Origin of the sequence: Gilliamella sp. wkB108 (assembly GCF_001690195.1) — a bacterium.
GTDB classification, from domain to species: domain Bacteria; phylum Pseudomonadota; class Gammaproteobacteria; order Enterobacterales; family Orbaceae; genus Gilliamella; species Gilliamella apicola_L.
The window spans coordinates 40,624-53,862 of the sequence record NZ_LZGM01000073.1; the positions used below are offsets into that span (position 1 = coordinate 40,624).

General features: G+C 35.1%; 11 protein-coding genes and 3 tRNA genes. 7 read left to right on the forward strand and 7 right to left on the reverse strand.

Translation table 11 applies throughout. The annotated features are described in order from the left end of the window. Nucleotides 1–11: 11 nt before the first annotated feature. Nucleotides 12–965, reverse strand: coding sequence for a thioredoxin-disulfide reductase (trxB, locus tag A9G11_RS07685; RefSeq protein WP_065619034.1), 954 nt, complete (start codon nt 963–965; stop codon nt 12–14). 396 nt (nt 966–1,361) lie between these two features. Between trxB and A9G11_RS07690 the strand changes: the two genes are divergently transcribed. Beyond that, nucleotides 1,362–1,547: a hypothetical protein gene (locus A9G11_RS07690; RefSeq protein WP_065619035.1), complete on the forward strand. Its 186-nt coding sequence runs from the start codon at nt 1,362–1,364 to the stop codon at nt 1,545–1,547. Nucleotides 1,548–1,617: 70 nt separating this feature from the next. On the opposite strand, the gene A9G11_RS07695 is transcribed toward A9G11_RS07690, so the two are convergent. Continuing rightward, nucleotides 1,618–2,280: an NAD(P)H-dependent oxidoreductase gene (locus A9G11_RS07695; protein ID WP_065619036.1), complete on the reverse strand. Its 663-nt coding sequence runs from the start codon at nt 2,278–2,280 to the stop codon at nt 1,618–1,620. A gap of 9 nt (nt 2,281–2,289) precedes the next feature. Then, nucleotides 2,290–3,549 carry an AmpG family muropeptide MFS transporter gene (locus tag A9G11_RS07700; RefSeq protein WP_065619037.1) on the reverse strand — a complete coding sequence of 420 codons (1,260 nt, stop codon included), beginning with the start codon at nt 3,547–3,549 and terminating at the stop codon, nt 2,290–2,292. A gap of 282 nt (nt 3,550–3,831) precedes the next feature. Between A9G11_RS07700 and A9G11_RS07705 the strand changes: the two genes are divergently transcribed. Further along, nucleotides 3,832–4,821, forward strand: coding sequence for a 2-hydroxyacid dehydrogenase (locus A9G11_RS07705; RefSeq protein ID WP_065619075.1), 990 nt, complete (start codon nt 3,832–3,834; stop codon nt 4,819–4,821). A 63-nt stretch (nt 4,822–4,884) separates the two neighbouring features. Then, on the forward strand, nt 4,885–5,958 hold the full coding sequence (gene mltB / locus A9G11_RS07710) for a lytic murein transglycosylase B (protein WP_065619038.1): 1,074 nt from the start codon (nt 4,885–4,887) through the stop codon (nt 5,956–5,958). A 173-nt stretch (nt 5,959–6,131) separates the two neighbouring features. Here the strand turns inward: mltB and A9G11_RS07715 are convergent, their stop codons facing one another. Then, nucleotides 6,132–6,941, reverse strand: a complete 810-nt coding sequence (locus A9G11_RS07715; protein WP_065619039.1) for a sulfite exporter TauE/SafE family protein — start codon at nt 6,939–6,941, stop codon at nt 6,132–6,134. 303 nt (nt 6,942–7,244) lie between these two features. Here A9G11_RS07715 and A9G11_RS07720 point away from each other — a divergent pair, with 303 nt between their 5' ends. The 4 genes from A9G11_RS07720 (at nt 7,245) to A9G11_RS07735 (ending at nt 12,243) form a co-directional block, all read left to right on the forward strand. Then, nucleotides 7,245–7,658: an OsmC family protein gene (locus tag A9G11_RS07720; protein ID WP_065619040.1), complete on the forward strand. Its 414-nt coding sequence runs from the start codon at nt 7,245–7,247 to the stop codon at nt 7,656–7,658. Nucleotides 7,659–7,778: 120 nt separating this feature from the next. Further along, nucleotides 7,779–9,128, forward strand: a complete 1,350-nt coding sequence (locus tag A9G11_RS07725) for an APC family permease (protein ID WP_218056093.1) — start codon at nt 7,779–7,781, stop codon at nt 9,126–9,128. 72 nt (nt 9,129–9,200) lie between these two features. Further along, complete coding sequence (locus A9G11_RS07730; RefSeq protein WP_065619042.1) at nt 9,201–9,827, forward strand: LysE/ArgO family amino acid transporter; 627 nt, start codon at nt 9,201–9,203, stop codon at nt 9,825–9,827. 454 nt (nt 9,828–10,281) lie between these two features. Continuing rightward, nucleotides 10,282–12,243 (forward strand): glycoside hydrolase family 3 protein, encoded by a 1,962-nt coding sequence (locus A9G11_RS07735; protein WP_065619043.1) that lies wholly within the window; start codon nt 10,282–10,284, stop codon nt 12,241–12,243. Between the two features lie 565 nt (nt 12,244–12,808). Here the strand turns inward: A9G11_RS07735 and A9G11_RS07740 are convergent. The 3 genes from A9G11_RS07740 to A9G11_RS07750 form a co-directional block, all read right to left on the reverse strand. Continuing rightward, nucleotides 12,809–12,884, reverse strand: a tRNA-Lys gene (locus A9G11_RS07740). A gap of 20 nt (nt 12,885–12,904) precedes the next feature. Next, nucleotides 12,905–12,980 (reverse strand) — tRNA-Val (locus A9G11_RS07745). Between the two features lie 35 nt (nt 12,981–13,015). Beyond that, a tRNA-Val gene (locus A9G11_RS07750) sits at nt 13,016–13,091 on the reverse strand. Nucleotides 13,092–13,239: the final 148 nt, after the last annotated feature.

The following is a 13,239-nucleotide window of genomic DNA, read 5'->3' on the forward strand; positions in this document are numbered from 1 at the left end:
AGGGCAACTTACTATTTTAGATTATCCAGATAATGTTCTGCATCTAACGCAGCCATACAGCCAGTGCCAGCTGAAGTTATCGCTTGTCGATAAACATGATCCATTACATCCCCTGCTGCAAAAACACCCTCAACACTTGTTTGAGTTGCATTGCCTTGTGTGCCAGATTGTACCTTAATATAACCATTATTTAATTCAAGTTGCCCTTCAAAAACGGCGGTATTAGGTTTATGCCCAATGGCAATAAATACCCCTAATACGGCGAGTTCTTCACTTATATTCGGATCTTGCGTGCTGAGCAATCTCACACCGGTTACTCCCATATTATCACCAAGTACTTCATCTATAATTCGGTGTGTATGTAAAATAACTTTACCTTGTTTTATTTTTTCATCTAAACGATCCATTAATATTTTTTCAGCGCGAAAACCATCTCGGCGGTGAATCAAATGAACTTCACTGGCAATATTAGCCAAATAGAGCGTCTCTTCAACCGCAGTATTACCACCGCCTACTACGGCGACTTTTTGATTACGGTAAAAAAATCCATCGCAAGTAGCACAAGCCGATACACCTTTACTTTTGAAGGCTTGTTCAGACGGTAAACCGAGATATTGAGCTGAAGCGCCCGTCGCAATAATCAATGCATCACAGCTATATTCAGTTTCACTGCCATAAAGCTTCAAGGGTTTGGCACTGAAATCGACACGATCAATCTGATCCAAAATAATTTCGGTATTAAATCTTTCAGCATGTTCTTTCATTTTAACCATGAGTTCAGGACCAGTTAAATCGGGAGCGCCGGCTGGCCAATTTTCAAGATCGGTGGTGGTGGTAAGTTGCCCGCCTTCTTGCATTCCAGTTATTAATACTGGTGAAAGATTAGCTCGTGCAGCATACACTGCGGCAGTATAACCCGCAGGACCAGAGCCGAGTATTAACAAACGTGCATGCTTAGTCTTCATATTTAAATCCTTATTTGTCAAAAATGTTGGCTACTTCGTTGTTAATTTTAAACAAAAATAGCTTTATTAACTTGTGCCAAACAATCCTATTTTACTTAAATTTTGTAAATTTATTTGCTATAAAGTCTAACATTATCAATCTAAATCGTGCAAAAATATTGTTTATTACAGCAATAGGCGATCACGATAAGACTTTTTTCATTGGATAAACTAGGATTATCTTTTTATTTACAATTAATTTAAATTTATTTACGTTTTTTAAAGCGTTTTTATGTTTATTTTTATTTTTAAACGTTTAAAATGTGCGCTTTAATTTATTAATAAATGATTTTCTTTATCTGATAATGGTGTTTTGATTATCGGCTTTTATGACATCCTAACAAAAAAGGAGATAAGATGAACAATCCTTCTAAAGAAAAAGTAGAGACAGTCCTACAAAAAATCAATTGGGCGCAAGAGATTTTGCATTCAGTGCAACAAAATGTCAGTGATCCACAAATAGGCAATGTTCTTTCTGGTATTGCATTTATTATGGATTCAGCTTCATTAGATGCAGAAGCGCTCTATCAATTGGTTAAGTAAAATAGCATTACTTCTTTGTGTTTTTATCAATAATATTCCGTCCATGGACGACGGAATATTATTGATTTATTTAATTAGATTCAGTCAAATAAGTGGTAATATTGGCAAGTGGCCAGCGTGTATGCGATTCAGGCTCATTAATTCGATAGCCAAAAGCTAAGCAAAGTCCAACTCCAAAGCTTTCGCGACTAAATTTAGGCATATATTTTCCCAAAATCTGAACAACGCCATCATGTTGGAATCCACCAATTGTACATGAATCAATGCCACGATATGCTGCAGCTGTGAGCATATTAGCGCAAGCAATATAATCTTGCATTTCAGATGAGTGATTAATGGTTAAACCATTAGCTAAACCGTGCTGATAAAAGTTTATAATTGATTGGCAGGCATCATCAATGGCAGTTTGATCATTTGCATCAGGTAATGTACGAGCAATAGTTTGGCGTAGATACTCACTTTGTAGTGTAAAATTGTTGGCTTTACGATAAAGCACAATGACAAAATGTGAACAAGTTGTGACTTGCTCTTGATTATAACAAACTGTATGCAGCTCTTTTTTAATGTTCTCACTATCTACTATAACAAAGTGCCAAGGCTCCAGTCCAAATGCTGATGGTGATTGTCTTCCTGCTTCTAAAATGTATTCAAGATCTTGCTGACTAATTTTTTTAGTGTTATCAAATTTTTTACATGCATGCCGAAAATCAAACGCTTGTTCTAATTTATCCATATTATCTCCTCATTTTCTATTCCAAGGTGCTACTTTGAAAAGTAGTAACATACCGGGAATGGCTAGAATCGTACATAAACAGAAGAAACTTGTCCATCCTAAATATTCAACCATGATACCGGTGGTGGCATTAATCAATGTTCTTGGTACAGATGCAATACTGGTAAATAAAGCAAATTGCGTTGCGGTATAAAGTGGGTTGGTCGTTTTAGCAATAAATGCCACAAATGCGGCTGAACCAAGACCAACCCCAAGCGCTTCAAATCCTATTACAATCGCTAATAAGATTTTTTCATAAAGACCAATTTCACTGAATGGTCCTTCAATAGACAGCCAAGCAAAACCTAAAATAGAGAAAACCTGTACAAAACCGAAAGACCAAAGTGCGCGATTGATACCGATTTTGATCATCAAAACTCCACCTAATAAAGCACCAAATACACTTGGCCATAAAGATGCATTTTTAGCAATCCAACCAATATCAAAACGGCTATATCCCATTTGCAAGTAAAAAGGGGTAGCAAGCGAAGTAGCCATACTATCACCCAACTTATATAAGAAGATAAATGCTAGAATAATCATCGCTGTTTTAACACCATTACGGGTAATAAATTCACGAAATGGGTTAATGATTATATCTTCTATATGGTGGGTTTTGGGTGCTTGGTTTATGGGTTCTTTGACTAAAAGCGTCATTATAATTGCTGGTATCATAAATAATCCAGTAATCACAAAAACACTGTCCCATGGTAAATAGTTCGATAAGATTAATGACAGAGATCCCGGTACCAATCCTGCCACGCGATAAGCATTAGTATGGATACTATTACCTAATCCTAACTCTTTATCTAATAATAGTTCTCGCCTAAAGGCATCAAGTGCGATATCTTGGGTGGCAGAAAATAGTGCGATGATAAAGCAAATTGTAGCAATTAACCAAATATCTAATGAAGGCGAAAAAAATCCCAGTAACGCGATGAAAAGTAATAATACTATTTGTGAAGCGAGCATCCAACCACGTCGCCTACCTAGTCCTAAAAGCGAAATATTGTCCATAAATGGAGCCCAGACAAATTTCAAAATATAGGGTATTTGGGTTAATGAAAATGCACCAATAGTTTTAATGTTGATGCCTTCGCTTTCTAACCAAGCAGGGAGAAGTTGTAATAATAGATAAAAGGGTAGTCCTGAGGCAAAACCAGTAAAAATGCAAATAAGCATTTTAGTTGTGAAAATAGTTTTAAAAATGGAGTTTTGCGTGAAATTCATTATACAACATTATTGGTTAGTTTTTTGGCAAAGTGTTATCATAGCACACTAATAAAAAAAGTAATTATCAAAGCCCATTTAGACCATTTCGTTATCACTATTTTTTTATCAGTAGCTCAACGCTATTCTTAAAAGTAGAAAACTGATTATAAGCGTATTTTGATTTATTGTGATCAAGAAGTTTCAGGAATGCTATGTGTTTGAGTATATCATTTTAAATAAATGACTCATTAACCTATTAATTAATCGCCAAAAAAGAGGTATTGCAGTATGAAAAATCCAATTAAAATTGCTGTTTTTAGTAGTAAGCATTATGACAAAGAACATTTGGATATCGCAAATAAAAAGTTTGGTTTTGATCTTGAATATTATGAACATAAACTTAGCCATAAAACCGCTGTCACAGCGCAAGGTTTTGACGCTGTTTGTGTATTTGTTAATGACGAAGTCGATAAAAAAGTACTACAAAAGTTAGCGAGTTTTGGTATTAAAATCTTAGCTCTACGTTGTGCTGGTTTTGATAATGTTGATTTAGCTGAAGCCAAAAAACTAGGCATAACGGTTGTTCGAGTACCGGCTTACTCACCTGAAGCAGTGGCTGAACATGCCGTTGCGTTGATGATGACATTAAATCGCCGGACACATAAAGCTTATCAACGCACAAGAGATGCTAACTTCTCGCTTGACGGCCTTACCGGATTTAATATGCATAATCGCACTGCTGGTGTAATTGGTACAGGAAAAATAGGACAAGCTGTAATTCGTATTTTAAAAGGATTTGGTATGAATATCTTAGCTTATGACCCATATCCTAATGATACAGCCGTTGAATTAGGTGCCAAGTATGTTGAATTAGACGAACTTTATGCTAAATCAGACGTTATTACGCTTCATTGTCCAATGACCCCAGAGAATTATCATCTTTTAAATAAAGATTCATTCAATAAAATGAAAAATGGTGTAATGATTATTAACACCAGCCGTGGTGCATTACTTGATGCAACAGCTGCTATTGACGCTTTAAAACAGACTAAAATTGGTTCGCTCGGAATGGATGTTTACGAAAACGAACGTGATCTGTTTTTTGAAGATAAATCCAATGATGTAATTTTAGATGATGTTTTTCGTCGTTTATCATCGTGTCATAACGTCATTTTTACTGGTCATCAAGCTTTTTTAACTCAAGAAGCGTTACTTAATATTTCAGACACGACCTTAAATAATATTAAACAAATAATAGAAGGGAAAACATGCGTAAATATTGTCCAATAACTGGAAATACTTTATGATGTCGTCGATTTTTTAATTACTTATAATATGTAAAATGGATTGTTTATGAAACGTATTATTGTTTTGCTCTCTATGATTTTATTGTTGTCTGCTTGTAATAGTAATAAGCAGTCAACCGTCTCACCTATGAAAGAGCATCGAGGTCATGCCAAAGTCAAAGGTGGCGTTTATCTAGAGAAGGAGCATACTCAACCTAAAACGAATGCACCATTAGCGATGGACAAAGAAAAGTTCATTAAAAAAATGGTAAGTCAGCATGGTTTTAATCGTCAACAGCTTCATGATGTTCTGGAACAAACCAATAAATTGGATTGGGTCATTAATTTAATGGATAAACAAGCACCTAAAGCCGGTACATCCACAGTACCCAATGGTGCTTGGATTCGTTATAAAAATAAATTTATCACCGCAAGTAATATTGCCAAAGGTGTTGATTTTTGGAATCAATATCAGTCGGAATTACAGCGAGCGTATAAACAATATGGTGTACCGCCTGAAATCATCGTCGGTATAATTGGCGTCGAAACAGGGTGGGGCAGAGTTATGGGTAAAACCAAAATCATTGATGCTCTATCAACATTGGCTTTTTACTATCCAAGGCGATCTGAATATTTTTCTAACGAACTAGAAGATTTTTTGATAATGGCTCGTGATGAAGGTGTTGATCCGTTTGATTTAACAGGATCATTCGCTGGAGCCATGGGATATGGTCAATTCATGCCTTCTGCTTTTAGACGTTTTGCGGTTGATTTTAATAGTGACGGTCATGTAGATCTATGGGATCCCGTTGATGCGATTGGAAGTGTGGCAAATTATTTCAAATCTCATGGTTGGCAACGTGACAAAAAAGTTGCCGTTATGGCAGACGGTCAAGCGTCACAACTAGAAAATGGTTTTCATACTAAATATTCAATAGAAACCCTATCTAAAGCGGGATTAAAACCACAAAGCTCGTTAGATAATTATCGAGAGGTGAGTTTATTACGACTTGATATGGGTGATCGTTATCAATTTTGGTATGGGTTACCAAATTTTTATGTCATAACTCGTTATAACCATAGTTCACATTATGCAATGGCTGTTTGGCAATTAGGCCAGGCAGTAAAAAATGCAAGATAGAATTAATGGTTTGAGACCATACTTTATTTTTTTCATGATTAAGTCGTAGCTAGCTACGACTTTTTTTGTCCATTTTTGTATTCAATAAAATCAAAATTAGCTGTGTTACATATTGACTGCGATGTTATACCTTAATATAAAAGGGTAATAATAACGATGCATAGCAATCTCACTTATAAACTAGAGCTGATTAATTTTAATGCAATCAATAATAAGAGTCCGCCAAAAAATTTAACTAATTTAGTTAATGATAGTTTTTGACCAATTTGTACACCAACTTTAGCCATAGGTATGCTAGCAAGCATAATAGTGATAACAGCAGGAAGATAAATAAAACCGAAGCTATATTCAGGTAAACCTTTAATATTCCATCCGGAAATAATATAACCAATTGCACCACCGAAAGCGACAGGTAAAGTAAAGGCTGCAGAAGTACCAATAGCTTTACGCATATTAATACCACATTTTTTCAAAAAAGGTACCACTAAAACTCCGCCACCAACACCTACTAAGGCTGCAAAAATACCGATCAAACCACCCACAATGACATAAATACTATTATTTAACGATATTGCTGTAGGTTGGCTTTTGGTAATATTATTCGTTTTAAATAAAAATTTACCACCAGTGTAAATAAGAAAAATAGTGAAAATCCATTTTAACCCTACACCGGGAATATAAGGTGTAATATATGCTCCACCTAAAGTGCCGATGATACATCCTAAGACCATGCGTTTTAGAATACTCCATTCCACATTATGATTTTTGTTGTGATTCCAACTTGAAGATAGGCTTGTACCAATAATGGTTGCTAGTGATGAAGCAATAGCAATATGTGTAACCCAAGGTCCACCAAGATTGAAATGATCTAAAGTGAAAATTAAAGCTGGTACAATTAATGCTCCTCCACCAACACCGAACAGACCAGATAAAAGTCCAGCACAAGCGCCAACGCAAATTAGGATGAAAAGTTCAAGGACCATAGCAAATCCCTTTAATAATGGATGTTAAATATAATGAGTAATGTTATTCAGTCATCTTAAATTTAGAGAAGTATTATACTGAAAATTCCAGATTTTTAATTGTATGTATTTTTACCAATTCCAACATGTTACTTGAGTTTATTAATGAATTTCAATAAATATTTCTTTGGACATCAAATCACATGATGAGTTTATTGTAAACATTATGAGCTAATAAGTGATATATTAAATACAATAATAGTTTTAATGAACATAAATATTAATATAATTTTTAGTAATAAATTAATACAAAAGGAGTGAGTAATGAAAGATCGTTTAAAATGGATTGATGAATTTGGTTTTATTGGCGAAACGGCAAGTGGTCATACTTTAATTATGGATGGTGGCATTGAACATGGTGGTCGAAATCGTGGCGCACGCCCAATGGAACTTCTTCTTCATGGTGCAGCTGGTTGTATGGCTTATGATATCATGGCTATTTTAAAAAATGCTAAAAAGGAGATCACCGATCTCTGGATAGATATAGAAAAATCTCAAGCTGCATCTTCTCCAAAAGTCTATACTGACATTCATTTTCATATTGTTATAACAGGTAAAAATATTGATACTGAAGCAGTAGAGAAAGCCATAAAACTATCGTCAGAAAAATATTGTAGCGCATCTATTATGTTAAGCAAAACGGCGAAAATGGTTTACACCTATGAACTTCGAGAGTAGTTATGACTTATTAATTTAGATTAACGGGTTATATTGTTAATAACAATTTAATTTCGATTTGTGTGTTGTTAATGATTTAACATTTTGATCTAATCACCTTATTTTAATGTGAGAATGATTATGCAACAGTTAAACAAAAATATGCGCTTTCGAGATCTGGTGATCTTGGGTTTGCTTTTTATAGGGCCAGCGGCACCTGTTGGTTTATTTGGTGTATTAGATGTAATGACTGACGGTGCAGTCGCATTAGTCTATTTTGTGGCAACATTAGTCATGGCATTTACTGCATATTCGTATGCTAGAATGACAAATGTTATACCGCATGCCGGTTCTGTTTATGCCTATTGCTCTGCCGGTATTCATCCACATGCTGGCTTTTTAGTGGGTTGGCTTTTACTACTCGATTATATGTTTATTCCGGCCGTAGCTTATTTGTTTACCGGTATTTTTCTTAATGCATTAATACCTGATATACCGGTATGGGCATGGACATTTTTTGCTGTGGCAGTAACGACAACCTTAAATTTTATGGGAGTGAAAAAATCTGCTAAAATCACCTTCCTTTTTTTAGCCTTCGAAATTATCGTTCTTTCTATCATCTTATTTGTTGGTATTTGGATGTTGGTCACCAATGGCATTAAGCGAGATTGGTTACAGCCTTTTATTGGTGGAGAGTTATTTACCTGGAATAATCTATTTTCAGCTGTCTCTGTTGCTGTTCTATCATTCCTTGGGTTTGATGCAATTGCCACTTTTGCTGAGGAGAATGGAGGTAAGCCTAGTTTAGTCAGTAAAGCCATTCTTGGCTGTCTAGTTTTAGCAGGCTGCTTATTTGTTATTCAAGTTTATATTGGTGAACTACTTAATCCTTACTCACCAGAATACTTACATGAACATCCCGAACTACAAGGAAAAGCCTTTTATAATATCGTCAATCAGGAAATGAACCCTTGGCTTGGTTGGGCTTTAGGGTTAATGAAAGCTATCGGTGCTTCTTTTTCTGCTATGGTAGGACAGGCGGCAGCAAGTCGTTTATTATTTAGCATGGGTCGGGACAAGCGTTTACCTTCAATTTTAGCTAAGGTCGGTAAAAAAAGTGGTGTACCAACCATTGCGATTCTATTTTCAGCAATCTTTAATCTCTGTTTAGCGGCTTATGCTGCAAATAGAGAACAAGGATTATCAACTTTGGTTTCATTTGTTGATGTGGGTGCTTTAACAACATTTATAATGCTACATGTATCAGTTATTGGCTATTTTAAATTTAAAAAAGGTAATCGTGGTACTACTTCATTAATTTTAGATATTGTGATCCCTGCTATTGGTATAGTGAGTTTATTACCGGTATTAATACATATCGATAATTATGCCAAAATTGTCGGTATTGTTTGGTTAATTATTGGGGGCATAATTCTATTTTTTAACAAAAATAAACAGCCTCTTTTATGGTTGGAAAAGAATAAAATATAATCTCGATCTACTACTTCCAGACACCTTAATTATTTGGTAGTATTTCCAATTTATTTAAGGTGTTGTGGTGAAATGATTTCAGAAATAGTACGTGGAGCAATGATCTCCGGTAGTCTAATTATTGCCATTGGTGCGCAAAATCTATTTGTGTTAAAACAAGGTTTACTAAAAAATCATATCTTTTTTGTATCTGCAATTTGCTTTGCTTGTGATTTTATTTTAATGACAATAGGTATTTTAGGTATTGGGACATTTATCAGTAGTAATCCTTTAATTACCAATATTCTTGCCTTATTAGGCGCCGTTTTTCTTCTCTGGTATGGTTTTTGTGCTTTTAAGAGTGCAATTAAAGGTACCAGCAGTATGCAAGTTGAATCTCACGATCCACAAAATAACCGTTTAATGAAAGTTGTTTTATCAACATTAGCAGTTACCTTACTTAATCCTCATGTTTATTTAGATACAGTGGTCATTGTAGGTGGTATTGCCGGCACACTAAATAGCGAACAAAAGTTAGCATTTTTGATAGGGGCGATTTGTATTTCATTCATCTGGTTTTTTGGTATTGGTTATGGAGCTAGATTATTAACTCCTTTATTTAAACGAAAAAAGATGTGGGTGATCTTAGATTGTTTAGTAGGTATTGTCATGTTTTATATCGCTTACCGATTAGTATGGTATGTTATTTATGGTAGTTAATAACTATTAACCGATAAGTATAATTGTTACTCTGATCTGATAATCTAAAAATAGAGTTTTCTTAATTAATAGTGTGACAATTATCACAACAATATAAACTAATTACGTTGTATTATCTCTTCATATGATTATTCATGCTCGCTTAATTTATATCAATTTGGATTGTTACTGTAAAGTTAACTAACTTTGCAGGCAAAACCTAGCAACTTAGTTCAACAAGATAGTTGTTTTTTTTGTTTAAAAAACATTAAAACATCATGAATTAATTTTCATTTAATCCATGAGTAAAGTTGTCATCTTAAGTTAACTTTTATAAAAGTTACTTGTTTAAGTCCAAACCATATCATTAATATTTGGTAATCCAGTTTAAAAGATTAGTTTTTTTGGTTTTCTAGATAGGTATTTTTGAAATTAGTTTTAACAACGGTGAAATAGATCCCTCAAGGAGAACGAAATGAAAAGAAAGGCATTAAAATTAACGCTATTAATAAGTACGATTTTTGCAGTTACTCCATTATTTGCTATAGAACAAGCTAAACTTGAAAGTTACCAATTAAAAAAAATTGTTGTCGATAATCTTGAATTTAAAGATATGGATAAGGATGGCAAACTTACCCCTTATGAGGATTGGCGTTTATCTCCAGAAGAGCGAGCAAAAGATCTTCTTTCAAGATTGTCATTAAAAGAAAAAGCTGGAATTATGATGCATGGTAATGCACCAAGTTTAGATGATGCTATTGGTCGAGGGGATAAATACGATTTTGATAAACTGAGTACCATGATTTTAACTGATAAAGTAAATAGTTTTATCACACGTTTACAAGTAAATCCCCAAGATTTTGCTGCACAAAATAATCAACTTCAAAAAATTGCAGAATCTGATCGTTTATCCATTCCTTTAACCATTAGTATCGATCCTAGAAATACCTTTTATTATGATGATGAGTTAAGTAGTAAAAGTGGTTTTAGTCAATGGCCGGGAACATTAGGAATGGCAGCAATTGGCATTGAGCAAGATATCAATGAGTATGGCAATATTATTCGCCAAGAGTACCGATCATTAGGAGTAACTCAAGCATTATCTCCTCAAGCAGATTTAGGTACCGAACCTCGTTGGGCTCGTTTTGAAGGTACTTTTGGTGAAAGTCCAGAACTCAGCAAAAAAATGGTGCGAGGTTATATATCCGGCATGCAAAATGGTAAAGGTGGCTTAAATTCGCAAAGTGTTGCTGCTGTTGTTAAACATTGGGTTGGATATGGTGCTGCTGAAAATGGATTCGATAGTCATAACGCTTACGGTAAATACGCGCTTTTCACTAAAAAAGATAGTTTGAAAGAACATATTATTCCATTTACAGGCGCTTTTGAAGTTAACGTTTCAGGAATCATGCCAACCTATTCTATATTAAAAAATGCACAAATAAATAATCACCAAATTGAAGCAGTTGGTGCGGGTTTTAACAGTTATTTATTAAAAGACTTATTACGTGATACCTACAAATTTAAAGGTGTGATTATGAGTGATTGGAGTATCACAAATGATTGTAATGAGGTTTGTGAAAATGGTACTCCTCCGGGTGTAACCCCTAAAGTTGAAGGTATGCCGTGGGGTGTTGAAAAATTAACTAAAGAAGAACGTTTTATTAAGGCAGTTGAAGCAGGTGTTCAACAATTCGGTGGAGTTAGTGATAGTTCAATCATTGTTAATGCAGTTGAAAATAAAAAATTAACTGAAAAAATGTTAGATGAAGCTGTATTAGCCATTTTAATTCAAAAATTTGAACTTGGTCAGTTTGAAACACCTTATGTAGATGAAAATATTGCTAACCAATTTGTAGGTAATGAGGATTTCCAAAAAGTCGCCAGTCAAGCTCAATACCATTCAATGGTATTACTTGAAAATAAACAAAAAATCTTACCATTAAAGAAAGCCGCTAAAGTTTACCTGTATGGTTTTTCAGCGACAACTAAAAACCAACTAAGTAATAATGTTAATATTGTCGATAGTCTGGATAAAGCCGATGTAGTGGTCGTTCGCCTTAATGCCCCTTATGAGCAAAATCATAAAAATTACTTTTTTGGTACTATGCATCATGAAGGATCTTTAGCTTTTCCAACAAACGACAAAGATATTGCATTTATAGCCCAAGCAAGTAAAAAACACCCGGTGATTGTTTCTGTTTATTTAGATAGACCAGCAATACTCACTCCGTTAAAACAATATGCTAATGCAGTTATTGCTAATTTTGGTGTAAATGATGAAATACTCTTTACTCGATTATTTGATAATAAACCGTATGTAGCTAAGATGCCTTTTGCACTACCAGATTCTATGGCAAGTGTGAAAAAACAAGCACCTGATTTACCAAATGATATGAAAGCATTATATCCGCTTGGATATGGTTTAACTAAATAATCACATATACTTTGACCAATTCTATTGTTGCCACATTGGTTGGCACAATAGAATGGTTGAAAATGATGATAATTATTCGGCACTTCCTGTGCCTCACTCCTTCGGAGCCAACTCTTTGAGTTGTTCAAATTCGTTCCAGACGAATTTGTCGAACGCTGGCGTTCTCATCGCTTTTTGTGTGATTAATTAAGTATTTTTGTTGCTTGAAGTATGAGGAAGAAAAGTGGTGGGTCGTGAGCTGATTATTCGGCACTTCCTGTGCCTCACTCCTTCGGAGCCAACTCTTCGAGTTGTTCAAATTCGTTCCAGACGAATTTGTCGAACGCTAGCGTTCTCATCGCTTTTTGTGTGATTAATTAAGTATTTTTGTTGCTTGAAGTATGGGGAAGAAAAGTGGTGGGTCGTGAGCTGATTATTCGGCACTTCCTGTGCCTCACTCCTTCGGAGCCAACTCTTCGAGTTGTTCAAATTCGTTCCAGACGAATTTGTCGAACGCTGGCGTTCTCATCGCTTTTTTGTGTGATTAATTAAGTATTTTTGTTGCTTGAAGTATGAGGAAGAAAAGTGGTGGGTCGTGAGCGATTCGAACGCTCGACAAACGGATTAAAAGTCCGCTGCTCTACCGACTGAGCTAACAACCCATATGAATGACGAATAAAATTGGTGGGTGATACCGGGTTCGAACCAGTGACCCCCTCCTTGTAAGGGAGGTGCTCTCCCAACTGAGCTAATCACCCCAAATGTTTCATTTCTGAAACGTCACGGTAAAGATTGGTGGGTGATACCGGGTTCGAACCAGTGACCCCCTCCTTGTAAGGGAGGTGCTCTCCCAACTGAGCTAATCACCCTTACCGTGTGGATGTGCATTATAAGGCACGGCTTAATTCAGTCAACCTTTTTTTTAATATTTCTGTGAAATTGATTGAGTTCGATGTAATTTTAAACATTTTTTGGATGATATATCCCAAAAACTTGTTTTGCGGATTTTTATTTTCA

Bases quoted from the DNA above. Each gene is read 5' to 3' on its own strand.
- A9G11_RS07715 (WP_065619039.1), bottom strand. From the start codon at position 6,941: ATGGTCCTTGAACTTTTCATCCTAATTTGCGTTGGCGCTTGTGCTGGA.
- mltB (WP_065619038.1), top strand. From the start codon at position 4,885: ATGAAACGTATTATTGTTTTGCTCTCTATGATTTTATTGTTGTCTGCT.
- A9G11_RS07700 (WP_065619037.1), bottom strand. From the start codon at position 3,549: ATGAATTTCACGCAAAACTCCATTTTTAAAACTATTTTCACAACTAAA.
- A9G11_RS07720 (WP_065619040.1), top strand. From the start codon at position 7,245: ATGAAAGATCGTTTAAAATGGATTGATGAATTTGGTTTTATTGGCGAA.
- A9G11_RS07735 (WP_065619043.1), top strand. From the start codon at position 10,282: ATGAAAAGAAAGGCATTAAAATTAACGCTATTAATAAGTACGATTTTT.
- trxB (WP_065619034.1), bottom strand. From the start codon at position 965: ATGAAGACTAAGCATGCACGTTTGTTAATACTCGGCTCTGGTCCTGCG.
- A9G11_RS07730 (WP_065619042.1), top strand. From the start codon at position 9,201: ATGATTTCAGAAATAGTACGTGGAGCAATGATCTCCGGTAGTCTAATT.
- A9G11_RS07725 (WP_218056093.1), top strand. From the start codon at position 7,779: ATGCAACAGTTAAACAAAAATATGCGCTTTCGAGATCTGGTGATCTTG.
- A9G11_RS07690 (WP_065619035.1), top strand. From the start codon at position 1,362: ATGAACAATCCTTCTAAAGAAAAAGTAGAGACAGTCCTACAAAAAATC.
- A9G11_RS07695 (WP_065619036.1), bottom strand. From the start codon at position 2,280: ATGGATAAATTAGAACAAGCGTTTGATTTTCGGCATGCATGTAAAAAA.